19 protein-coding genes and 1 pseudogene are annotated in these 22,179 nt (G+C 63.1%); 9 read left to right on the forward strand and 11 right to left on the reverse strand.

Features of this window, described 5'->3' with window-relative positions; all coding sequences use genetic code 11:
- The first annotated feature begins 21 nt into the window (after nt 1-21).
- The 7 genes from ACYVOC_RS07550 to ACYVOC_RS07580 all read left to right on the forward strand — a co-directional run bounded on the left by ACYVOC_RS07550 (nt 22) and on the right by ACYVOC_RS07580 (nt 9,249).
- The gene (locus ACYVOC_RS07550; RefSeq protein ID WP_461161359.1) at nt 22-663 is read left to right on the forward strand and encodes a methylamine utilization protein; all 642 of its coding nucleotides are present in this window, start codon (nt 22-24) and stop codon (nt 661-663) included.
- On the forward strand, nt 660-2,993 hold the full coding sequence (locus tag ACYVOC_RS07555; protein WP_461161360.1) for a bifunctional diguanylate cyclase/phosphodiesterase: 2,334 nt from the start codon (nt 660-662) through the stop codon (nt 2,991-2,993). Before ACYVOC_RS07550 ends, ACYVOC_RS07555 begins: the two co-directional genes overlap by 4 nt.
- 69 nt (nt 2,994-3,062) lie before the next feature.
- Nucleotides 3,063-4,103, forward strand: a complete 1,041-nt coding sequence (locus ACYVOC_RS07560) for a pseudouridine synthase (RefSeq protein WP_461161361.1) — start codon at nt 3,063-3,065, stop codon at nt 4,101-4,103.
- Nucleotides 4,104-4,142: 39 nt separating this feature from the next.
- Entirely contained in the window at nt 4,143-5,402 is a 1,260-nt protein-coding gene (locus tag ACYVOC_RS07565; RefSeq protein ID WP_461161362.1) for an esterase/lipase family protein, read from the forward strand.
- A 57-nt stretch (nt 5,403-5,459) separates the two neighbouring features.
- Nucleotides 5,460-6,395 carry an exopolyphosphatase gene (locus ACYVOC_RS07570; RefSeq protein ID WP_116005140.1) on the forward strand — a complete coding sequence of 312 codons (936 nt, stop codon included), beginning with the start codon at nt 5,460-5,462 and terminating at the stop codon, nt 6,393-6,395.
- Between the two features lie 205 nt (nt 6,396-6,600).
- Complete coding sequence (gene htpG / locus ACYVOC_RS07575; protein WP_461161363.1) at nt 6,601-8,574, forward strand: molecular chaperone HtpG; 1,974 nt, start codon at nt 6,601-6,603, stop codon at nt 8,572-8,574.
- Nucleotides 8,575-8,877: 303 nt separating this feature from the next.
- Nucleotides 8,878-9,249 (forward strand): hypothetical protein, encoded by a 372-nt coding sequence (locus ACYVOC_RS07580; RefSeq protein WP_461161364.1) that lies wholly within the window; start codon nt 8,878-8,880, stop codon nt 9,247-9,249.
- Nucleotides 9,250-9,358: 109 nt separating this feature from the next.
- Here the strand turns inward: ACYVOC_RS07580 and ACYVOC_RS07585 are convergent, their stop codons facing one another.
- Nucleotides 9,359-9,670, reverse strand: a complete 312-nt coding sequence (locus ACYVOC_RS07585; RefSeq protein WP_461161365.1) for a hypothetical protein — start codon at nt 9,668-9,670, stop codon at nt 9,359-9,361.
- 154 nt (nt 9,671-9,824) lie between these two features.
- Between ACYVOC_RS07585 and ACYVOC_RS07590 the strand changes: the two genes are divergently transcribed.
- The gene (locus tag ACYVOC_RS07590) at nt 9,825-10,619 is read left to right on the forward strand and encodes a Crp/Fnr family transcriptional regulator (RefSeq protein WP_461161366.1); all 795 of its coding nucleotides are present in this window, start codon (nt 9,825-9,827) and stop codon (nt 10,617-10,619) included.
- A gap of 37 nt (nt 10,620-10,656) precedes the next feature.
- Here ACYVOC_RS07590 and ACYVOC_RS07595 read toward each other — a convergent pair.
- From ACYVOC_RS07595 to ACYVOC_RS07620, 6 genes and pseudogenes are all read right to left on the reverse strand, one after another.
- Nucleotides 10,657-10,815, reverse strand: a pseudogene (locus ACYVOC_RS07595) (serine/threonine protein kinase); the annotation flags it as partial.
- A 93-nt stretch (nt 10,816-10,908) separates the two neighbouring features.
- Nucleotides 10,909-11,217: a hypothetical protein gene (locus ACYVOC_RS07600; RefSeq protein WP_116005134.1), complete on the reverse strand. Its 309-nt coding sequence runs from the start codon at nt 11,215-11,217 to the stop codon at nt 10,909-10,911.
- A 99-nt stretch (nt 11,218-11,316) separates the two neighbouring features.
- On the reverse strand, nt 11,317-14,148 hold the full coding sequence (locus ACYVOC_RS07605; protein WP_461161367.1) for a response regulator: 2,832 nt from the start codon (nt 14,146-14,148) through the stop codon (nt 11,317-11,319).
- Nucleotides 14,145-15,398 carry an ABC transporter substrate-binding protein gene (locus tag ACYVOC_RS07610; RefSeq protein WP_461161368.1) on the reverse strand — a complete coding sequence of 418 codons (1,254 nt, stop codon included), beginning with the start codon at nt 15,396-15,398 and terminating at the stop codon, nt 14,145-14,147. Before ACYVOC_RS07610 ends, ACYVOC_RS07605 begins: the two co-directional genes overlap by 4 nt.
- 101 nt (nt 15,399-15,499) lie before the next feature.
- Nucleotides 15,500-16,183, reverse strand: coding sequence for a response regulator transcription factor (locus ACYVOC_RS07615; protein WP_461161369.1), 684 nt, complete (start codon nt 16,181-16,183; stop codon nt 15,500-15,502).
- Between the two features lie 112 nt (nt 16,184-16,295).
- Complete coding sequence (locus ACYVOC_RS07620; RefSeq protein ID WP_461161472.1) at nt 16,296-17,336, reverse strand: serine/threonine protein kinase; 1,041 nt, start codon at nt 17,334-17,336, stop codon at nt 16,296-16,298.
- A 90-nt stretch (nt 17,337-17,426) separates the two neighbouring features.
- Here ACYVOC_RS07620 and ACYVOC_RS07625 point away from each other — a divergent pair, with 90 nt between their 5' ends.
- Nucleotides 17,427-19,001 carry a methyl-accepting chemotaxis protein gene (locus ACYVOC_RS07625; protein WP_461161370.1) on the forward strand — a complete coding sequence of 525 codons (1,575 nt, stop codon included), beginning with the start codon at nt 17,427-17,429 and terminating at the stop codon, nt 18,999-19,001.
- A 37-nt stretch (nt 19,002-19,038) separates the two neighbouring features.
- On the opposite strand, the gene ACYVOC_RS07630 is transcribed toward ACYVOC_RS07625, so the two are convergent.
- The 4 genes from ACYVOC_RS07630 to ACYVOC_RS07645 all read right to left on the reverse strand — a co-directional run bounded on the left by ACYVOC_RS07630 (nt 19,039) and on the right by ACYVOC_RS07645 (nt 22,176).
- Nucleotides 19,039-20,127 (reverse strand): DUF2855 family protein, encoded by a 1,089-nt coding sequence (locus ACYVOC_RS07630; protein WP_461161371.1) that lies wholly within the window; start codon nt 20,125-20,127, stop codon nt 19,039-19,041.
- A gap of 65 nt (nt 20,128-20,192) precedes the next feature.
- Entirely contained in the window at nt 20,193-20,609 is a 417-nt protein-coding gene (locus ACYVOC_RS07635; RefSeq protein WP_116005128.1) for an organic hydroperoxide resistance protein, read from the reverse strand.
- Nucleotides 20,610-20,658: 49 nt separating this feature from the next.
- Nucleotides 20,659-21,117, reverse strand: coding sequence for a MarR family winged helix-turn-helix transcriptional regulator (locus ACYVOC_RS07640; protein ID WP_461161372.1), 459 nt, complete (start codon nt 21,115-21,117; stop codon nt 20,659-20,661).
- Nucleotides 21,118-21,327: 210 nt separating this feature from the next.
- Nucleotides 21,328-22,176, reverse strand: a complete 849-nt coding sequence (locus ACYVOC_RS07645) for a 3-hydroxybutyryl-CoA dehydrogenase (RefSeq protein ID WP_461161373.1) — start codon at nt 22,174-22,176, stop codon at nt 21,328-21,330.
- Nucleotides 22,177-22,179: the final 3 nt, after the last annotated feature.

The following is a 22,179-nucleotide window of genomic DNA, read 5'->3' on the forward strand; positions in this document are numbered from 1 at the left end:
GGGACAAAGGAGCCCGCCGCGATGAAATCACTGCTATTGCCGGTAGGTTCCTGGTTGCGGGCGGTCGGGTTGGCGCTGTTGCCCCTGGCGTCGGCCTGGGCGGGCAGTGTGCAGGTGGAGGTTCGTGACGCCGCTGCAGACAAGCCCCTGGATCAGGCGGTGGTTTATCTGGAGTCCGCCGAGGCGCGCCGCCAGGTGAGGCCTATGCATGGCGTGGCCATGGCACAGCAACAAAAGCAATTTGTGCCTGCCGTGCTGGTGACCACCGTGGGCACCGAGGTGCAGTTTCCGAACATGGACGCGGTGCGCCACCATGTCTATTCTTTCTCGCCCACCAAGAAATTTGAACTCAAGCTCTACAAGGGCAAGGATGCCCAGCCGGTGCTGTTTGATCAGCCGGGAGTGGTCTTGCTGGGCTGCAATATCCACGACAACATGGTGGGTTGGATTGTTGTGCTGGATACACCCTACTACGCACAGACGGGCCTGGGTGGCTCTGTGGCAGGCCGCGTGCGCCTCGACAACGTGCCCACAGGCAGCTACCAGTTGCGCGTCTGGCACCCACGCCAGCCGGTGGGTACGCCCGCTCTGCAACAAACCCTGACGGTGCCGGCTGCGGGCGAAGCCGTGGTCACGGTGCAGATGGTGGGGTTGCAGCCTTGACGTTTCGGGCCTTGCCGCGCAGTCTCATTGCTCGCCTCGTGGGCATTTCGCTGCTGCTCTTGCTGGTCGTGCAAGCGGCAGGTTTCGCCGTCGTGCGCGCCAGCATCGACCGCAACGCAAGGAGCCAGATTGCGCGAGAGCTCGATACCGACGAACGGGTGTGGCACCGGCTACTGGAACAAAACGCTGAGCGTCTGCGCCAGGGGTCGGTCCTGCTGGCCGCCGATTTTGGTTTCCGTTCGGCAGTCAATTCGGGCGACCGGGACACCATCCAGTCGGCGCTGGAGAACCACGGCGCACGCATTGGTGCGGTTGTCACCGCCTTGTTGGACACCCAATTCGCTCTGCGCGCCACCAGTCTGGCCGAAGGGATGCCTCCCCTGCCGGAATCTCTGTCGCCAGTCATCCAGGCTCTGGCCGCACAACCCCAGTCGAGCCAGGTCGCTGTGCTGGGTGGGCAGGCCTACATGTTTGTCATGGTGCCGCTCAAGGCGCCTGTGGTGATTGGCTGGGTGTTGATGGGTTTCCCGATTGGCCAGCCCTTGGCCGAAGAAATGCGCCAGTTGCTGGCTGTGGACGTGGCAGTGCGGGTACAGCCGGAAGGCGGGGCCGTGTCGCTGCCTGTGAGCACGCTGACGGGTTCTGCGCTGGCCGCGCTGCGTGACAGTGGCGGCGCGGTGAACGAACTGGAGACCGATGCCGGAACCCTGCTGGTGCGGTCCAGCAGCATGGACGCCCTGGGGGGGCAGGTGCATGCATTGCTGCTGCGTTCCGTTGATCCGCTGGTGGCGCCGTACCGGCAGCTGCAGTTTCTGCTGGCCAGCATCACGGTGGGCGGTCTTGTGCTTTTTGCACTGGGCAGCGGGGCCATGGCGCGGCGCGTGACGACGCCGCTGCGTTCACTGCTGACTGCCACAGGGCGGCTCTCGGAGGGAGATTACAGCGTGCCCATGGAGCACATGGAGCGTGCCGATGAGATCGGGGATCTGGCCCGTTCTTTCGACCACATGCGCCTCGATATTGCCCGCCAGCAATCCAAGGTGCGCGACCTGGCCTACCGGGACCGCTTGACGGGCCTGCCCAATCGTGAGCGTTTTCGCAGTGCCTTGATGCAGTCCATCAAGGCGCAGGGTGACGAACCGCGCCCATTGGCCGTGCTGTTGCTCGATCTGGACCGCTTCAAGCATGTGAATGATGTGCTGGGCTACGCCTTTGGCGATCGGTTGTTGCAGGCCGTGGCCGGACGGCTGCGGCCCCATGTCCACATGCCCGAAGACATGGTGGCGCGCGTGGGTGGCAATGAATTTGCGCTGCTGTTGCACGATACCGATGGCATCCAGGCGCTGGAGGTGGCACGGGGAATTGCACGTTCTTTCGAAGCGCCACTGGAGTTCGATGACCAGACGGTGGATTTGAGTGCAGGTATTGGCATTGCCTGCTGGCCGGGCGATGCCGCAGATGCCGACACCTTGCTCAACCGTTCTGAAATCGCCATGTACGCGGCCAAGCGCAAACTGAGTGCCGCACTGCTGTATGACCCGGCGCTCGATTCGTCGAGTGCACAGACTTTGACGCTGTTGGGCGACCTGCGGCGCGCCGTTGACCAAAGCGAGCTGCGCCTTTTCCTGCAGCCCAAGGTGGCGCTGCACAGCGCCGAAGGCTGCGCTGCCGAGGCTTTGGTGCGCTGGCAGCACCCGCACCGCGGTCTGGTGCCGCCCATGGAGTTCATCCCCTTTGCCGAGCAGACCGGTTTCGTGCGCCAACTCACGTTGTGGGTTTTTGACGCTGTGGTGCGCCTCCTGGCCGATGAGCGTTCCCGGGCGCTGCAATTGCGTGTGTCGGTCAACCTGTCCACCCGCGATCTGCTCGACCCCGAGCTGAGCACCCGACTGGCGGCTATCTTGTCGCGCCATGGCGTACAGGCTTCAAGCCTGTGCCTTGAAATCACCGAGAGCGCCATCATGGACGACCCGCTGCGCGCCGAGGCCATGCTCAACCGCCTGTCACAGCAGGGTTTCAAGCTCTCGATCGATGACTTTGGCACGGGCTACTCGTCGCTGGCCTACCTGCGACGCCTGCCGGTGCAAGAGCTGAAGATCGACAAGTCCTTTGTGATGGGTATGCAGGAAGGCGAAGGCGACGAGCAGATCGTGCGCTCCACCATTGACCTGGCGCACAATCTGGGCCTGAGTGTGGTTGCCGAAGGCGTGGAAAATGCGGACATCCTGGAACGTCTGCGCACCCTGAACTGCGATGAAGCGCAGGGCTATCACATCAGCCGGCCATTGCCGGCGAAGGATTTTCTGGCTTGGCAAGAGCAGCAGGCCTGAAGTTCTGAATCCGTTATCGCGCGAGGCTGCCCATGGCGTCCTGCGCACCCCTTGCACCGCTTTCTGACCATGCCCTCCAGCCCTCGCCCGCCTGCAGTCCCCCCTGAGCAGCCCACCGCCTCCCGGCGCCTGAGCCTGCGCCGTCCTGCAGCGCCCGCCCAACCGCCCGATCGCCCAGTCCCGCCACCGCCCGCCGCCAGCCCCGGGCCCGGGCCCGGGCCCGGGTCCCGCAGGGATGCCGCGCCGCTACCCCGTGGGCAGCGGGTGGCGCACCCTGTGGCGGCGTCAGCATCCGCCGGCACGCGCTTGAACAAGCGCCTGGCCGAGCTGGGCTTGTGCTCGCGCCGCGAGGCCGATGACTGGATCGCCCATGGCTGGGTCTACGTGAACGGCAAGGTGGCGGAAATGGGCGTCAAGGTCACGCCGCAGGACAAGGTCACCGTCGAGCGCGCAGCGCAGCGCCAGCAAGCCAGCCAGGTCACCATCGTGCTGCACAAGCCCATGGGCTATGTGTCGGGACAGGCCGAAGACGGGCACACACCGGCAGTGGCCCTCATCAACCCGCGTACGCATTGGCGTGAAGACCCCAGCGGCCTGCGTTTTACGCCGCCGCATCTGCGTGGCTTGGCGCCTGCGGGTCGGCTCGACATCGATTCGGTGGGTCTCCTCGTGCTGACGCAGGATGGTCGCGTGGCACGCCAGCTCATCGGGGAAGACTCTCTGATCGACAAGGAATATCTGGTGCGCGTGGTGTATGAAGGGCCCGATGCCCGGCGATCGGGTGAGCGTGCTGCGCCCTTGCAGGAAATGGATGAGCGTGACCCGGTGCGCACCAACGTCCAGGCGGTGTTTCCTCCCGCGCTGTTGGAGCGCTTGCGCCACGGCCTGAGTCTGGACGGCCAGCCGCTCAAGCCTGCCAAGGTGGATTGGCAGAACCCTGAGCAGTTGCGTTTTGTGCTGACCGAGGGCAAAAAACGCCAGATCCGGCGCATGTGCGAGCAGGTCGGGCTCAAGGTGGTGGGCCTCAAACGCATCCGCATTGGCCGTGTCACGTTGGGAAACCTGCCCGTGGGGCAGTGGCGTTATCTGGGAGCGCATGAGCGCTTCTGACCGCCTTTCGATTCATTCCTTTCATTTTCTGGAGCATCCATGGCCTCTACGAGCAAACCCTCGCCGGACAATGCTGCGCGGGCCGCCATGGCGGCTTTGCGGCACTTGCGTCCTGCCGACCTGCGCGGCGTGGCTCGCCTGGCCACCCAGGCCACCACCGGTGTCACCGGCATTGCCGAAGGCGTGCACCAGTCGGTTTTAGGCACGATGGGCCTGCCCGGCGGCTCGGAGGCGGGTCGTGCACGCGGGCTCACGGGCCTGGTGTACCAGGGCATACGGGGTGTCACGCGCCTGGTCGATGCCAGCCTGCAGGCGGCACTGCTGCGGCTCGAACCGTTCCTGGAGCGTCGAGGTGTCGGCACCGCACCGTCACCCGAGCGCGAAGCCGTGCTCGCGGCCCTGAACGGCGTCATGGGCGACCGACTGGCCGAGGATGGCAACCCGCTGGCGTTGTCGATGGAACTGCGCCAGCAAGGCCGGGAAATCGATCTCGTGGCCCTGCGCGCCTCAGGCCAAGCCAGCGGCAAGGTGCTGCTGTTGTTGCATGGCCTGTGCATGAATGATTTGCAGTGGTTGCGCGCAGGCCATGACCATGGCGCGCACCTGGCGCAGGCACTGGGCTACACGCCAGTCTATGTGCGCTACAACACGGGGCTGCACACCTCCATGAACGGCCAGGAGCTGGCCGGCCGCATCGAAGCCCTGCTGGCCGACTGGCCTGTGCCGGTGCAAGAGCTGAGCGTGCTGGTCCACAGCATGGGCGGTCTGGTCGCGCGCAGCGCCTTCCAGCAGGCAGTGCAGGCCGGACTGCAGTGGCCAGGCCAGCTGCGCAAATGGGTCTTTCTGGGCACGCCGCACCACGGGGCGCCGCTGGAGCGCGCAGGCAATTGGGTCGACGTCATCCTGGGCAGCACACCCTGGAGCCGACCCTTTGCCCGGCTGGGGCATTTGCGCAGCGCTGGTATCACCGATTTGCGCTACGGCCATGTGCAGGAAGCCGATTGGCAGGGGCGCGACCGTTTTCGCAAGAGCCCGGACGCGCGTCACCACCTGCCGCTGCCCGCAGGCGTTGCGTGCTACACCGTGGCCGCTACGTTGGCGCGCCAGCGCAGCCCGCTGGCAGAGCGGCTGGTGGGCGATGGCCTGGTGCCATTGCGCAGTGCGCTGGGCCAGCACGATCAGGCCGAGCGCACGCTGGAGTTTCCCAAAACCCACCAGCACGTGGTGTATGGCGTAGGCCATATGGCGCTGTTAGAGGATGCCCAGGTAGCGCAGCAGCTGGTGCGCTGGTTCAGTTGATGCGCCGTGCGGCAGCGTTACCATGTGTGTCTGTCGAATGTGCAACAAGGAGATAGCGTGGGTAACAATAAATACCGTCTGGTGACGCGCAGCGACTTTGATGGCCTGGTGTGCGCCGTGTTGTTGAACGAACTGGACCTGATCGACGAGATCACCTTCGTGCACCCGAAGGACATGCAGGACGGCAAGATCGCCATCACCGAGCGCGACATCACCACCAACCTGCCCTACGTGCCGGGCGCGCACCTGGTGTTTGACCACCACGAATCCGAGACGGTGCGCAACGCGGGGCGCCGCGATGTGAACCACATCATTGAAGCGCATGCGCCGTCGGCGGCGCGCGTGGTCTACAACCACTACGGCGGCAAGGCGGCTTTTCCGCGCATCACTGACGAAATGATGGCGGCTGTCGACCAGGCTGATTCGGCCCAGTATTCGCGGGACGACATCCTCGACCCGCAGGGCTGGGTGCTGCTGAACTACCTGATGGATTCGCGCACCGGCCTGGGGCGTTTTAGGGAGTTCCGCATCAGCAACTACGCGCTGATGATGGACCTGATCCAATACTGCCGCGACCACACGATTGCGCAAATTTTGCAGCTACCCGACGTGCAGGAGCGCGTAGCGCTGTACCGCGACCATGCGGCCCGGGCCAAGGAGCAAATCCTGCAATGCGCCACGCAGATTGGCAACCTGGTAGTGCTGGACTTGCGGCCCGAGGAGACCATTTGGGCGACCAACCGCTTCATGATCTACGCGCTGTTCCCCACGGCCAACATCTCCATCCACGTGATGTGGGGCCTGCAAAAGCAAAATACGGTACTGGCCGTAGGCAAATCCATTCTGGACCGCAGCAGCAAGACGCACGTCGGTAACCTGATGCTCGAGTTTGGCGGCGGAGGCCATGCTGCGGCAGGCACCTGCCAGTTGGCCAACGACAGGGCCGATGGCATGCTGCAAATGCTGGTCCGGCGCATCAACATGGATGGTTAAGAATAGTAGGAAAATTGGGCGCTAACGCTTATCCAGAAAGCGCAAGCAGCTATCAAATTTGTTTTTCTATTGCGTGGTGCCCAGCGCACAGCCACCGCTTGAAACCCGGCCTGCCCGCCCATAAATACAGGCCTGCAGGCACATCTCCTTTGCGGGCGCTGTGCCTTCGTCCTCTTTTTCATCGTCGTTTCGTCAACAAATCCGTATGAGCAAACAAACCCTGTCCTTCCAGGCCGAAGTGGCCCAACTGCTGCACCTGGTCACGCATTCGTTGTATTCGAACCCCGAAATCTTCGTGCGCGAGTTGATCTCCAATGCGTCCGATGCCTGCGACAAGTTGCGCTTTGAGGCACTGGACAAGCCCGCGCTGTACGAAGACGCGCCCAATCTGGAAGTGCGCGTGTCTTTCGACAAAGATGCCAAGACACTCACCATCCAGGACAACGGCATTGGCATGAGCGCGCAGGAGGCCATTGACCACCTGGGCACTATTGCCAAGAGCGGCACCAAGGATTTCATGGGCAAGCTCACCGGCGACCAAAAAGCAGACGCGCAGCTCATCGGCCAGTTCGGCGTGGGTTTCTATTCGGGCTTCATCGTCGCCGACAAGATCACCGTGGAGTCACGCCGTGCCGGTTTGCCTGCCAATGAAGGCGTGCGCTGGGTCAGCGGCGGCAGCGGCGATTTCGAGGTCGAGTCAATGGACCGGCCCGCACGCGGCACCAGCGTCATCCTGCATTTGCGGGACGACGCCGAGGAATACCTCAACGCCTGGAAGCTCAAGAGCGTCATCGCCAAGTATTCCGACCACATCAGCCTGCCCATCCTGATGGAAAAGGAAGAGTGGAAAGACGGTGAGCTCCTCATCCCCGGTGACGAAAACGGCGGCCGCCAGCCCGGCGCCATGGTCAAGACCGGCGAGTGGGAGGCCGTCAACAAGGCCAGCGCGTTGTGGACGCGGCCCAAGAAGGACATCACGGACGAGCAGTACCAGGACTTCTACAAGGCCATCTCGCACGACTTCGAGAACCCGCTGACCTGGGCGCACAACCGCGTCGAGGGCAACACCGAATACACGCAACTGCTCTACATCCCGGCCAAGGCGCCGTTCGACCTGTGGAACCGCGACAAGAAGGCCGGTATCAAGCTCTATGTCAAGCGCGTCTTCATCATGGACGACGCCGAGGCGCTGATGCCCAGCTACCTGCGCTTCGTCAAGGGCGTGATCGATTCGAGCGACCTGCCGCTCAACGTCAGCCGCGAGCTGCTGCAGGAAAGCCGCGACGTGCGCGCCATCCGCGAAGGCAGCACCAAGCGCGTGCTCTCCATGCTGGAAGACCTGGCCAAGCACGACAAGCACGAAGCCGCAACGGGTGACGATGTCGTCACCGACGTGGTGGACGCCGACGACAAGGCCAAGGAAGGCAAGTACACGGCGTTCTACGCCGAGTTCGGCGCCGTGCTCAAGGAAGGCCTGGGCGAAGACTTCGGCAACCGCGAGCGCCTGGCCAAGCTGCTGCGCTTTGCCAGCACCACCAGCGACACCGCCACGGTGGGCTTTGCCGACTACAAGGCGCGCATGAAGGAAGGCCAGGAGGCCATCTACTACATCACCGCCGACAGCCTGGCTGCCGCCAAGAACAGCCCGCAGCTCGAAGTCTTCAAGAAGAAGGGCATCGAAGTGCTTCTGATGACCGACCGCGTGGACGAGTGGGCGCTGAACTACCTGCAGGACTTCGACGGCACACCGCTGCAAAGCGTGGCCAAGGGCGCTGTTCAACTCGGCAAGCTGCAGGACGAGGCCGAGAAGAAGGCTGCCGAAGAGGCCGCCGAAGCCTTCAAGCCGGTGCTCGCCAAGCTCAAGGAAGCCCTGAAAGACAAGGCTGAAGACGTGCGCGTGACCACCCGCCTCGTCGACTCGCCCGCCTGCCTGGTGGTGCAGGACGACGGCATGAGTACGCAGCTCGCCCGCATGCTCAAGCAGGCCGGCCAGAAGGCCCCCGAAACCAAACCGGTGCTGGAGGTGAATGCCGAGCACCCGCTGGTGAAGAAGCTCGATGGCAGTGTGCACTTCCACGACCTGGCCCACATCCTGTTCGACCAGGCCCTGCTGGCCGAAGGTGGCTTGCCGGAAGACCCCGCCGCCTACGTCAAGCGGGTGAATGCGCTGCTGGTGTGATGGTGGCGAAAATAGCTTGAAGCGATCATCAGACAAGCGCTAAGCGCTATTGAATAAATAGCAAAAAAATCCCGGTAGAGCCTTGGCTTTGCCGGGATTTTTGTTGCGGCGGTGACGCCGCTGCATCCGGGGCGACCCGTTGAGCCCTGCCTGGACCGGCATCCATGAGCGGCTTGGCGGTGTCTTCGCCTGCTGCGCGTGGGGGATGCCGGGTGTCGATACCAACGCGTTCCCGACCGGGTTGGGCGATGATGCGTACATTGCGTCACACACGGTCTTGCCTGACGGGCCAGCCCGAACCCTATGCGCCTTGTTCTCTGGATGGGTGTCGTCTACAACGCCGCCATCGCACTCATGCTCATGTTCCCATCGACGCTGGGCGCCATGGCAGCGCTTCCACCGATCGGGTCCGATTTCTATCGCTGGATGCTGACGTACTTCGTTGTGCTCTTCTGCGCAACGTACGCCTGGCTGGCGCTGTCTCCCACGATTTCTCGGTCCCTTATCGCGCTGGCCGCCATCGGAAAGACGGGCGCGTTCCTCATTGCACTGCTGTGCCTGCTTCGTGGGGATATTCCGCTCAAAGCCTTTGGTGTCTCCGTCGGAGACCTGGGCTTTGCCATCTACTTCCTCTACTGGCTTCGCTCAACTGCAAAGGTGCCGCCCAAGGCATAGGCAGCCGGGGAATCGGCGAAATGGGTCGGCTTTGCGCGGCAGCCCAAGCCGTCCGCAAGCCAGGTTTTCCATCGGTGTTCAGCGGCCTCGTCAGCGGGCCAGCGGATGTTCAGGCGCGCTGTTCGCGGGCCTGGGGCAGGATGCGGGCATGCACCATGTCGCGCTCTGTCGGGTGGGCGCTGATGAGTTCCAGCAGGGCGCCTGCGGGCAACTCCAGGGACTTGCGCCGGTCTTTCTTGACCGGAATGGTGCGCCAGCCTGAAAGCACCATCCAGTTCCACAGATCGCGCGGAATCGGCTGGTTGACCGCCATCTTCACATCTTTGCGGATGATGAACGCGCCCACGGGGGGCACAGGACCGGCCGGCGGCGCGCGGCGCTGCTGGCGGATGGAAAAGACGGTGCGCAGAAGATCTTTCATGGGCGGATGCCGACCGTTGCAGCGCCGGTGAAAAAGCGCCCCACAGTCAGTTATGTTAAACAGTGGGATTCACATACCAATCCGATGTACTGGGCGATACTACCGCCGTGGGCCATGGGTTGTCGCCCTCCATCGAATGTCAAAACCCTTCCCCATGGTCCGTTCCAAAAGCGCCTCGGTGCCCGCCAAACCCGAGCCGCAGCACAATCATCTTCTGGCGGCCTTGTCGCCGGACGTTCAAGGCCGTCTGTTTCCGCACCTGGAACTGGTTCCGCTGCCGTTGCGCGCGGTTTTGTATGAATCGCGGCGCGCGATGCGCCATGTCTACTTTCCCACCGATTCCATCGTCTCCATGCAGTATCTGATGGAGAACGGGGCGTCCACCGCGATCTCGGTGGTGGGCAACGAAGGCCTGCTCGGCATCACCCTGTTTCTGGGCGGCGAGAGCACACCGAGCCGCTCGGTGGTGCAGAGCGCCGGGTACGCCTACCGACTCCCCAGGACGCGGGTGAAGGAAGAGTTCAACCGCCACGGCCAGTTGCTCATGCTGATGCTGCGATACACGCAGGCGCTGATCACGCAAATCTCGCAGACCGCCGTGTGCAACCGGCACCATTCGATCGACCAGCAGCTCTGCCGGTGGCTCCTGCTGTCGATGGATCGCCTGTCCGACAACCACCTGACGATGACACAGGAGTTCATCGGCAACATGCTCGGCGTGCGCCGCGAAGGCGTCACCCAGGCCGCGCTGAAACTGCAGCAGCTCGGCGTGATCTCTTATTCGCGCGGATTGATCAAGGTGCTGGACCGGCCGAAACTGGAAAAGCTGAGCTGCGAGTGCTACAGCGTGGTCAAGAAAGAAACCGAACTGCTGCTGAACTACATGCCGCAGCGCCAGGTGATAAAAAATGCCGACGCCATCCCCACGGCGACGCTGGAAACCGCATAGGCGGCGTGAGGGGGTGCGCGCGCATCGGCATGCCCCAGCGCTGGCCGCCCGACAGCAGCACCGATAGGTTCTGCATGGCCGGGCCGATGCGGGCGTTATCCAGATCTACACCCTGCGGGCCGCCGCGCCCCATGCATTGAGCGGCGTCCACTGGGTTGTTGCCTGGGTGGCAGTCTCCGTGCAGGCGCAGCAGCGAGGTATTTTTAGATGGCTGCTTTCGCTTATTGTGCAAGCGTTGGTAGCTATTAAAAATATAGCTATGTATTGCTGGGCATTGGAGAGCTGCGTTTCAGGATGCCGGTGTGGTGGTGCGCAGTATGCGAGCGTGCAGCGCTTCGCGCTCGCTTGGTGCGGCGTCGAGCAGCTCCTTCATCGTGCGTGCTGGCAGCTCTATGCTCTGGCGTCGATCGTTGGCCACAGGCACGTTGCGCCAGCCCGACAGCACCATCCAATCCCACAGTTCGCGCGGCATTGGGTGGGTGATTTGCATTTTGAGGCCGCGGCACATGATGGACGACCCCACCGGCGGCAAAGGACCAACGGGTGGCGCCTGTCGCTTGGTGCGGATGGAAAACAACGTGCGCAGCTTGTCTTTCATGGGGCATCGTCCTGTTTCGGTGTCGTGGTTGCTTCGCTGTGCCGTGCTACAGCACTGTCTGCGGCCTCGCGCCTGGACACAAATGATTTGGAAACAGAATCAGGTGTTCACTGCGGGCCGATGACTGAAAACTTGCTTTTCATTGTGGACTTTTAGGGCGGCCAAGTCCATACGTGCGTGCTTCAAGAACGCTGTGATGGCGATCCGCGCACCCGCTTCATCGCGTTGCTCGGCAAGTGTGCTCAGTTGGTATGCGAGATCCCCCAATTGAGTCAGGCCGAAGCTGCCTGCGCTGCCACTCAGGTCATGGGCGTCTTGGGCGAGAGCCCCCCATTCGAGGGAATGCGCGTGCTTGGTCAGCGCTTCGATGCGTGCAAGACGCCGTTCGCAATCCTGCAAGAAATCTACCATGAGTGTGTTCGTACGAACCGGGCCCAAAGTTTCGTGCAATTCAACGAGCCTGTCGACATCAACGCGAACGAGCGGGGCTGGAGCAGGCGATTTCGGGAGCTGTACCCAGCGCCGCATGCAGCACCACAAGGTTTCCTCAAGCAAAGGCTTAGACAGATGGTCTTGCATTCCTGCAGCGCGGGTACGTGCAATGTCGTCGTCGCTGGCATTGGCGGTTAATGCAATGATGGGCAGTTGCGCAAAGCGCGGGTTCTGACGCAGCGCGGTGGTTGCCGTCAAGCCATCCATGATGGGCATTTGCATGTCCATCAACACCAGGGCATACGTGTCCTCCGATGCGGCCTCCAGCATGGCGATTGCCTGCGTACCATCGCAGGCTTCATCGACCAAAATGCCGCCCACTTCTAGCATGCCATGGGCAACGGCCCGATTGAGCTCGTTGTCGTCCACTAGAAGTACGCGGGCGCCTCGCGCGAATTGCGTGCTGCGGTAGGGGCTGTGCATCGGCCGGTCGACCACTTCAGTGCCTGCATTTGCTGGTGCGGGCGTGTGCGCTGGCATTACATCAACGCGCGCCGTGAACCAGAAAGTGCTGCCAGTGCCGACGGTGCTGCTCACGCCTGCCGCGCCGCCCATCAGCTCAGCGAGCTGTCGGGAAATGAACAGGCCCAATCCGGAGCCCCCGAAGCGGCGCGTGATCGACGAGTCGCCCTGTTCGAACGCAGTGAACAAGGACGCTTGATCGCGCTCGTCAATACCCATGCCGGTGTCAGTGACCTGGCAGCGCAGGAAGACACCTGAGGCACTGTTTTCCACCGTGTCCAGCAGAAGGGTGATGTCACCGGTCTGGGTGAACTTGATAGCGTTGTTCAAGTAATTTATCGCTATCTGGCTCATACGCTGCGGGTCGCCACGCACACGTTCAGGCGTCGTTGGTGCAAGGTGCACTTGCAGGTTCAGGCCTTTCGCCTGCGCCTCGGGGCAGAACAATTCCTCGAGATCGGTCAGCCATTCACGCGGTGCGAAAGCTTCCGCTTCCAGAGCCATCTTGCCAGCCTCGATCTTTGAGATATCGAGCACGTCGTTGACGATGCTCAGCAGATGCCGACCTGCGCGCAAGGTTTTCTTGATGCGCTCGCGCTGCGGCTCTTCGGACTCATAGCGAAGCGCAAGCTGGGTCATGCCCAGCATGGCATTGAGAGGGGTTCGGATTTCGTGGCTCATCGTCGCTAGAAAGCGCGCTTTGTCTTCTGCGGCTTTCTCTGCAATGTTTTTGGCGCGCGTCAGCGCTTGCCCATGCTCTTTTTGTTCGGTCACGTCCAGCCAGACGCCGTTGAAGAGTGCTCCGCCATTGGGCGTACGGCGCGCCGTGGCAAGCGTCTGGAGCCACCGTGTCTTGCCGTCGTGCGTGGTTTGTGTGTCGAAATTGAGCGGTACGAGCGTGTTCACGCTGTGTACAAAAGCTGCATGGGCTTTGCGCACTTCGGGGCCACTGGCGTACAAGAATTCATGCCCCGCAGGTTCCTCTGTCTGCGTTAACTCAGCGGTGGTTCTACCGTGCAGCTGCGCGGCCTTTTCGCTGGCAAAAAGAATTCGACGCAAACCATCCGGGGCCATTTGCATCTGAAACACCGCCCCCGGTATCGCACTGATTAAATCGACCAGTTGCTCCGAGAGCCGCCGCGCTTGTGCGCTGGCAGCGACCTCGATAGTCAGTCGGTCCTCTCGTTGCATTGAGCGCTGGAAAACTTGCAGCGCCTTGGCCATCTGGCCTACCTCGTCGTCTCGGTCGTGAAAGGCGATGGTGTCGTCGTAGTGGCGCTGGCTCATTCTCTCCATCGTGTGCGTTAGCTTTGAAATGGGCCGCGACATCTGTGTGATCGCCATATGCAAGGCCAAGGGGATGACCAGCACAAGAGAGCCCAAAATCGCAAGCGCGGTAACCACGATAGTGCGCGCGGTCTGTTCGCTGGATTGAGCAGCGGCCGTCTCGAAATCAGAGATGGCGCCTTCCCGTAAGTCGTCCATATTGGCGCGTATGGTGCCTAGTGCGGGTTCGAATTCACGGTGGATGATCTGCAGCGCCCGGTCGCCGCGCCAGCGGGCAGCGGCCGAGATGACCTCTGCTGCGGACTCGAAAAGTCGTTGCGATTGCGCTGCAATGCTACGGATGTCTTCAATTTTGGTAGGTAGCACCTCTTCCAGAAGGAGCAGCTGTGCATCGTATTCACTCTGGGTGGCATGCAATTGCCTCAGCGAGGCCAGCATGCGGAGTTCGTCTGGTTCGGTGAGTACCTTGTAGGCAAGGCGGCTCGCACTGTCCAGATGCCGCGCCGCTTCAGCGATGGTCAAAGCACCTTGCGCTTCGTGCGCTATCAGACTCCGATAGCGCTGGTTCACGGCCTGCATGTTGTACAGCGCATAGGCGGTAGCGAGCACTGCGATGAGTCCCATGAGGCCCATCAGTACAAGGATTTTGCTGGCGAAGTGGAGGTCGGAAAATCGAAGGCGGCGTTTCATGGAACCCCCCTTTTCGCGCTGGCCGCTGGCGTTTCATAAAGCGCCTTGCGCAGTGCGACAGCTGCAGACTCATCACTCAGTGCGCCGCGCAGGTGCTTTGTCACCACCTGGTAAATCGCAGTTTTGACGGCTGCAGGGTTGGCATTGCCCATGGCGATTGAGCCTAGCACTGTGCGTCGCATATTCGAAGCGCGCAAGCCTGCTATGGCACGCTTGCCACAGGCATTGAATGGCTCTGGCGACACGTCGACACGGGCGGGTGCTGCACCGGAGCGCACATTGACCTGTTCTTGCAGGTCAGGCGACATCAACAAGGAGGCCAGCGCTTCCACGCCATTTTTTCCAGCGGTGGGTTCACGGAAAAAAATGTATTGATCGGCGTTGAAAAGGAACATGCCTTGCGTGTCTGGAAAGCGCCAGCAAGCATATTCGCGTCCAGGCACCATTCCGCGCGCTGTGAATTCCCCATTCACCCATGTGCCCTGTGCTTGCATCAGAGCCTTGCCGGTGCGCACCATTTCGCTGGCTTCGTCCCAGCTTCTGCGTTGAGAGCCAGGGTCGACATAGCGCGAAAGCGTGCGAATCCGCGCGAAGACCAAGGTGGCTTGCTCCTGTGTCAGGGTTTCGGGGATCAGTTCCACAAATGCTTTTCGGTATGTGGATGCACCCAGAGCGCCCGCGGCCACCAGCTCAAAAAGCAGCGTGTGCTCCCACTGCTCGCGGCCAATCGCAAGCGGCACGACGCCCGCACGACGTGCTTTTTCAAGGAGCACCACCAGGTCGGAGAAGGTGTCCGGGGGCGTGGTGACGCCCAAACTTGTGGCCAATGGCTGGTTCACCCACAGCCAGTTGGTGGAATGGGTATTAAAGGGCGCAGCCACCCAGTGCCCGCCGTACTTGGAGAGGTGCTGGATTTCCATCGGCACCACAGCATCCCATTCTTCCCGGCGAGCGATGTCGTTCAGATTGGCCAGCAGGCCGCGGGCAGCCCATGCGTGGATGTCATGGCCAATCATTTGCGCGGCAGTGGGTGTTTTCCCTGAGCGAACGCGCTGATCGAGCACCTTGGTGTACCTGTCGGTGCCGCTGCCAGCGGTTGATGACTCCGTCCATCCGAGTCCCTTGGATTGCGCGGTGTCGCGGATGACATCCAGGCTGGCGCGCTCGCCGCCGGACACCCACCAGTGAAACAAGTCGACCTGGGGTCGGGCAGGTTGAGCTGATACAGCACTTCCCCAGAGGAGCAGCAAGGACATCCCGAAAAAGCGTGCCAGGGAAATCTGGATTGCAACGGTAACGCCTGCTTGCCCTGGTACACGCAGGCAAGGCAAGGTCTGCTCGACAGGGGATTTCATTCGTTTTTTTCGAGCCGGTAACCCACGCCGTAGACGGCCATTAGTTGGTAACCCGTCTCATCGCCCATTTTCAGTTTGCTGCGCAGGCGCGAGACATGCGTATCGATGGTGCGTGAAGGCACATCGTGAATCTGGCCCCAGACGAGCTCGCGCAAATGGTCGCGCGAAAGCAGACGCCCGCAGTTCTGAAACAGTACCAGTGCCAGTGCATATTCGCGATCGGTCAATTCGATCGGCGTGTCATTGAGCGAAGCGATGCGCAAGGTCTCGTTGAAACCGTAGCAGCCGAAAGCCAGTCCGGCTTGTGAAGACTCTGGGTAGGCGCGCCGCAGCAGTGCTTTGATACGGGCGGAAAATTCGCCGACACGGATCGGCTTGCTCATGAAGTCGTCCGCGCCACTGGCCAGTGCTTCCACGATGTCTTGCTCATCATTGCGCCTGGTGACGAACAGGATGGGCATCGCCGGGCCGGTGAGCAGTCGTGCAGCGCGCACGACTTCTGGTCCGTCCATGTCAGGGAGGTGCCAATCCACCACCAGCAGATCATAGGTTTCACGCCGGAGCGCTTGGAGCAATTGTTCACCGGTTTCAAACGGATGACACAAGTGCCCCATTCCGTCCGTGAGGGCCTTCATTAAGTCCCGAACGAGGAAGTCGTCGTCGACTATCGCAATGCGCATGAGAAAGGAAAGGTAAGGGAATGGGTCAGAAACGGTCTAAGCACACAATCAAAAGTTGTCGCAGCTGCGTGGACTGGATTCTGGCAGACCGCTACTGCGGTACGAGGGGGCGTCATGCTGCAAGCGGCTCCTCGCCCATCGCCTCGATCTGCTCGTGCAGCATGTCGACCTGTCCGCGCCAGTAGTCGCTGGAGCCAAACCAGGGAAAGTTGATGGGGAAGATCGGATCTTGCCAGCGCCGGGCCAGCCAGGCGCTGTAGTGGATCAGACGGAGGGTGCGCAGGGGTTCGATCAGGGCCAGCTCGCGCCGGTCGAAAGGGCGGAACTGTTCGTAGCCGTCGAGCAGAGCGCCGAGCTGGTGGGTGCGCTGGCGCCGGTCGCCTGACAGCAGCATCCACAAGTCCTGCACGGCGGGGCCCATGCGGGCGTCGTCCAGGTCGACAAAATGCGGGCCGCCACGGCCCCATTCGTCGAGCGGCGTCCACAGAATGTTGCCGGGGTGGCAGTCGCCGTGCAGGCGCAGCAGCGTGGCTTTATTTAGATCAAATTGGCCTGCAGCGCTTTCTGGTTGGGCGCTAACAGCTATTAAATCAAGAGCGGTATTGCAGGCGTCGCGCCAGGCCGACTGCACGTCCAGCGGGATCAGGTTGTGCTCCAGCAGCCAGTCGCGCGGCTCGGTGCCGAACTGTGGCAGATCGAGCGTGGGCCGTGCGGCGAAGGGACGGGCGGCGCCCACGGTGTGGATGCGCGCGAGAAAGCGGCCGATCCATTCGAGCACTTCAAAGTCGTCCAGTTCGGGCTGGCGTCCGCCGCGCCAGGGGCTGACCGAGAACTGGAAGCCGCCATGCGGGTGCAGCGTGCGGCTCTCCAGCACCAGGGGGCCCACGGCGGGCACTTCGGCGGCCATGAGTTCGGCGGCGAAGGCGTGCTCTTCCAGGATTTGCGCCTCGCTCCAGCGGCCCGGGCGGTAGAACTTGGCCACGACGCGGCTACCGTCCTCCAGCGTGACCTGGTACACACGGTTCTCGTAGGACGACAGCGCCATCAGCCGCCCGTCGCCGTACAGGCCCACGCTGGCCAGCGCGTCGAGCACCACGTCGGGGGTGAGGGTGGCAAAGGGGTGGAGAGGCGCGGCGTCGGTGGTGGGGTGCATCAGGGGATTGTCGCTGGCCCACAGCATCTCAAGCCATGCCATACTTTTGACATGTGGTTACAAGTTTTGTCCTGACACAAGGGGGCCTGTATGGCATTGAGCATCAAAACCAAAATATGGCTGCCGGCCATTGCAGTGAGTATCGGTTTGGTACTCATGGCCACCGCTTCGGCGCTGCGCACGGTGCAGTCGCAGGCCATCACGGTCAAAGAGCAGTCCGACCAGCAAAGCAAGCTGGAGCTTGCGTCGCGCTGGCGCGGTCTGGTCGAGGCGCAGGCGCTGCGCACGCTGGGGGCGGCGCTGGCGGCCGATGAAACCTCGGCCGCCCTGCTGCAGGGCGGGCAGGAGCAGGCGCAGCAGGAACTCACCCAGGTGCAGTCGGCATTGGGCGCTTTGCTCACCGACACAAACGAGCGTGCGGCACTGGAAGCCGCAAACACCCAGGCGCAGGCGCTGAAGACTTCCCTGGAGGCCGCGCAAAAGCTCAAGGCCGGGGGCGATGTGGTCGCGTTGCAGGCGCACATTCGTGACGACACCCAGGGCAAGCTCAAGGCCCTGCAGGGCGCACAACAAGACATGGTGCGCCTGACCGAGCGGGGCGCCACAGAGCTGCGCGACAAGGCGGGCAACGAGCGGCTGAAAACCGTGTGGGGCGTGGCGGGCATCATGGCCATCATCGTTCTGGCCGTGTGCATCGGCACACGGTTGGTGCAGCGCAGTGTGACCGAACCCCTGGCCGATATTGTGCAGGTGGCACGCGCCATTGGCGAGGGTGATTTGACGGCGCACATTGGCGCCGACCGCCAGGACGAAATGGGCGAGGTGCTGCGCGCGCTGGCGCAGATGTCGCATTCGCTGGCAGAGCTGGTGGGTCAGGTGCAGCGTTCGGCGGGCAGCATCGGCGCTGCCAGCGTGGAAATTGCCCATGGGAACCACGACCTGTCCGACCGCACGGAGGCCACGGCGTCCCACCTGCAGCGCGCATCGTCCACGCTGGACCACCTCAGCGGTGTGGTGGGCCAGTCAGCCGCGTCGGCCCGCGAGGCCAATGCGCTGGCGGCTTCGGCCTACTCTGTGGCGCAAAGCGGGGGGCAATCGGTGAGCGAAGTGGTGCAGACCATGCACCGCATCGACAGCTCGTCCAAGAAAATCGTGGACATCATTGCCGTCATCGACGGCATTGCGTTCCAGACCAACATCCTGGCGCTGAATGCGGCCGTGGAAGCGGCCCGCGCCGGTGAGCAGGGGCGGGGGTTTGCCGTGGTGGCCAGCGAAGTGCGCTCGCTGGCCGGGCGCTCGGCAGAGGCCGCGCGCGAGGTCAAGGCACTGATCTCCGCCTCGGTCGAAAACGTGGAAGCCGGTACGGCCCTGGTGGACCGCGCGGGGCAGACCATGCAGGAGATCGTGCAATCGGTGCAGCGCGTCAGCGGCATCATTGGGGAGATCACCGCCAGCACCGCCGAGCAAAGCAGTGACATGCAGCTGGTGAACTCCGCCGTGGGCGAACTGGAGCAGATGACCCAGCAGAACGCCGCCCTGGTGGAGCAAAGCGCCGCGGCTGCCGGTGCCATGAGCGAACAGGCGGCGGTGCTTGAACGCCTGGTGGGGCGCTTCAAGCTGGCCGATGCGCCATTGGCGTCACGGCCACGTTTAACGGCGGGCTAGGCCCTCCGTATCCGTGCCGCAGCGCAGCGGCGGCGGATCAGGGCTGCATGCTGGCGATGTGGCCCGTGCGCGGGTCGCTCTGCCCGCGCAGCAGTTCCAGGAACAGCGCCTGCGTGGCCTGCGGCCCCTGGTGCTGCTGCACGGTGATCCAGGGTTGGGGCGGTGCCTGCACGGCGCTGCTGAAGGATTGCCAGGCGGCCACCAGCCGGTCGTTCAGGCCCTGCACGCCCCATTCGCCCGTGCGCTTCTTCACCTGCGCGGGGGCGAAAAACATCACCGGGCGTGGGCCGGGCAGTTGCCCGGCGCCACCCAGGTCGCCCACATGGCTGGCGCCCACGGCGCAGCTGTAGGCGAGCTGGGTGAAGTGCTGGTGGATGCGCTGGCGCAGCGCCACGCTGCCCGCAAAGTCGATGTAGACGCAAGGAGCGTCGGCGGCGAGCTGCTCCAGGTCTTCGTAGGCCACCACGCGGTGGTAGCAGCCCAGGCTTTCACAAAACGCCTGGTTGGCTTGGGACGTGAGGCCGATCACCTGCACTCCTGCGCGCTGCGCGAGCTGGAAGGCCGTGCCGTAGGCGGTCTTGCTTGAGGCGCTGGACAGCAGCAGCGTGCCCGCGCCGTAGAAGTCCTGGTCGGCCAGGAAGTCGTCAATCAGCCAAGAGGTGATGAACAGCGGGCGCAGCAGGGCCTGAAGGTCTTCGGTGTCGGGGCGGTAAAACGGGTCGGCGCCGCAGCGCAGGTAATGGTTGTAGACGGCGTGCAGCCCGGCGCGGTGTGTGGCGCCGTCGCTGAACCCCGTGCTAGACGCCTTGTGGGGTTGAAGCACTGCCTCGGTTGCCATCGGCCAGTAGCCGTAGAGCCGCTCGCCCACGGCCACCTCGGGGTGCAAGGATTCGGCCACCGTGCCAAAGCCCCATACCGGCACGATGCCCCAGCCCGGCTCGCCGGAGGGGAAGAACTGCCAGTACTGCAGCATTTCGCCCATGGCTGCGTAGGTGATGTTGTTGGCGGTCAGTGCAAAGCGCTCGACCTGCACGCGCACCTGGCCGTCGGCCAGCGGGGCGGGTTCGGTGCTGCGCAGGGTGGTGGTGGCCAGGGCGTCCTGGCGCACGAGCAGGGTGGTGTTCATGCCGCTACGGTAGGGCAAGCGGCCTGCGGGCTCAAGCCCGGTGGGCCGCCTGCGCGACACCAGGGTCAGGCCAGGGTCAGCGTCACGTCGATGTTGCCGCGCGTGGCGTTCGAATACGGGCAGACCTTGTGGGCGGCGTCTACCAGCGCCTGGGCTGCGGCGCGTTCCATGCCCGGCAGGTTCACGGTCATGCGCACGGCGATGCCATAGCCGCCGGTGATGGGGCCCAGGTCCACTTCGGCGTCCACGGCCACGTCTTGCGGAATCGTGATTTTCTGCATGCCGCCCACCGCCTTGAGCGCGCCAATGAAGCAGGCCGAATAGCCCGCGGCAAACAACTGTTCAGGGTTGGTGCCGGTGCCCGCGGTGCCGGGCGAAGACAGCTTCACATCCAGGCGCCCGTCGTCGGTGCGCGAGGCGCCGTCGCGGCCGCCGGTGGTGTGGGCGCGGGCGGTGTATAGAACTTTGTCGAGGGTGGTCATGGTGCTTGCCTTTCGGGTGGGTGCCCCGGACTGGGGCGGGAGGAAAACTTCAGGGTTGGAGGCTGTCTCGCAGCGCCTGGATCTGGCGCGTGAGCGCCTGCACCTCGCTCAGCGGCAGATGGCTGTGCGCCAGGATGCAGGCCGGGATGGACTCGGCCTGCGCACGCAGGGCCTGCCCGGCGCTGGTGAGGGCGATGCGCACCCGGCGCTCGTCCTGCGCATCGCGCTGGCGTTGCACCAGGCCAGCGGCCTCCATGCGTTTGAGCAGCGGGGTGAGGGTGCCCGAGTCCAGGCTCAGGCGCTCGCCCAGTTCCGACACGGTGGGGCTGTCCTGCTCCCACAGCACCAGCATCGCCAGGTATTGCGGATATGTCAGGCCGATGGCGTCGAGCAGCGGCTTGTAAAGCTTGGTCATGGCCAGCGAGGCCGAATACAGCGCAAAGCACAACTGGTGGTCCAGTTGCAGGGCGGCCGGGCTGGGGCTGGCGGGGGCTGCTGGCGACATCATGGGTAGAATTATTGTGCACAATTAAATTGTGTGCATTTCAATGGCCTAATTCCCTGCCATGGCAAGGGAATTGGGCGAAAAAAAGCGCCCCGTGAGGCGCTCTGCTTGCAAGTGAGGTTATGAAACTGGGTTATCCAGTGTGCCCATGCGGCTCCCGCGACGCATCAAACTGGCGCGTTCCAGGCGAGGCCCGCAGGGCCTCAGGGGGTGTCAGTACCGATAAACGCCCTGGCCCGTCTTGCGGCCCAGGCGGCCCGCGGCGACCATTTCACGCAGCAGCGGACAAGCGCGGTACTTGCTGTCGCCAAACTCCTGCAGGTACACATCCATCACGGCCAGGCACACGTCCAGGCCCACCATGTCGGCCAGGGCCAGCGGGCCGATGGGCTGGTTGCAGCCCAGCTTCATGCCGGCGTCGATGTCCTCGGGCGTGGCCAGGCCTTCGGCGAGCACGAAGAAGGCCTCGTTGATCATGGGCACGAGGATGCGGTTGACCACGAAGCCCGGCGCGTTCTTCACGGTGATGGGGCTCTTGCCCAGCGCCAGGGCCATGGTCTTCACGGCGTCGTGCGTGGCGTCGCTGGTCTGCAGGCCGCGGATGATCTCCACCAGCGCCATCATGGGCACGGGGTTGAAGAAGTGCATGCCGATGAACTTGTCGGCGCGGCTGGTGGCGGCGGCCAGCTTGGTGATGGAGATCGACGAGGTGTTCGACGCAATGATCACGTCGGGGCCAACGATGCCGTCCACCTGCTTGAGGATCTTGAGCTTGAGTTCGTAGTTCTCGGTGGCGGCCTCGATGACAAGCTGCGCGGCCTTGAGGTCGTCGTAGCTGGTGGAGGTCTTGATGCGCGCCAGGGCCGTGTCCTTGTCGGCCTGGGTCATCTTTTCCTTCTTGATCAGGCGGTCCAGGCTGCCGGAGACGGTGGCCAGGCCCTTCTGGACTGCGGCGTCGGAAATATCGACCATGACGACGTTGATGCCCGAGACCGCGCAGGCCTGCGCAATGCCGTTGCCCATGGTGCCTGCGCCGATGATGCCTATTGTCTTGATATCCATATA

This window comes from Simplicispira piscis (genome assembly GCF_054783455.1).

Bases quoted from the DNA above. Each gene is read 5' to 3' on its own strand.
- ACYVOC_RS07550 (WP_461161359.1), top strand. From the start codon at position 22: ATGAAATCACTGCTATTGCCGGTAGGTTCCTGGTTGCGGGCGGTCGGG.
- ACYVOC_RS07590 (WP_461161366.1), top strand. From the start codon at position 9,825: ATGGTCCGTTCCAAAAGCGCCTCGGTGCCCGCCAAACCCGAGCCGCAG.
- ACYVOC_RS07560 (WP_461161361.1), top strand. From the start codon at position 3,063: ATGCCCTCCAGCCCTCGCCCGCCTGCAGTCCCCCCTGAGCAGCCCACC.
- ACYVOC_RS07615 (WP_461161369.1), bottom strand. From the start codon at position 16,183: ATGCGCATTGCGATAGTCGACGACGACTTCCTCGTTCGGGACTTAATG.
- ACYVOC_RS07580 (WP_461161364.1), top strand. From the start codon at position 8,878: ATGCGCCTTGTTCTCTGGATGGGTGTCGTCTACAACGCCGCCATCGCA.
- ACYVOC_RS07600 (WP_116005134.1), bottom strand. From the start codon at position 11,217: ATGAAAGACAAGCTGCGCACGTTGTTTTCCATCCGCACCAAGCGACAG.
- ACYVOC_RS07630 (WP_461161371.1), bottom strand. From the start codon at position 20,127: ATGAACACCACCCTGCTCGTGCGCCAGGACGCCCTGGCCACCACCACC.
- ACYVOC_RS07640 (WP_461161372.1), bottom strand. From the start codon at position 21,117: ATGATGTCGCCAGCAGCCCCCGCCAGCCCCAGCCCGGCCGCCCTGCAA.
- ACYVOC_RS07635 (WP_116005128.1), bottom strand. From the start codon at position 20,609: ATGACCACCCTCGACAAAGTTCTATACACCGCCCGCGCCCACACCACC.
- ACYVOC_RS07585 (WP_461161365.1), bottom strand. From the start codon at position 9,670: ATGAAAGATCTTCTGCGCACCGTCTTTTCCATCCGCCAGCAGCGCCGC.
- htpG (WP_461161363.1), top strand. From the start codon at position 6,601: ATGAGCAAACAAACCCTGTCCTTCCAGGCCGAAGTGGCCCAACTGCTG.
- ACYVOC_RS07645 (WP_461161373.1), bottom strand. From the start codon at position 22,176: ATGGATATCAAGACAATAGGCATCATCGGCGCAGGCACCATGGGCAAC.
- ACYVOC_RS07620 (WP_461161472.1), bottom strand. From the start codon at position 17,336: ATGCACCCCACCACCGACGCCGCGCCTCTCCACCCCTTTGCCACCCTC.
- ACYVOC_RS07565 (WP_461161362.1), top strand. From the start codon at position 4,143: ATGGCCTCTACGAGCAAACCCTCGCCGGACAATGCTGCGCGGGCCGCC.
- ACYVOC_RS07605 (WP_461161367.1), bottom strand. From the start codon at position 14,148: ATGAAACGCCGCCTTCGATTTTCCGACCTCCACTTCGCCAGCAAAATC.
- ACYVOC_RS07625 (WP_461161370.1), top strand. From the start codon at position 17,427: ATGGCATTGAGCATCAAAACCAAAATATGGCTGCCGGCCATTGCAGTG.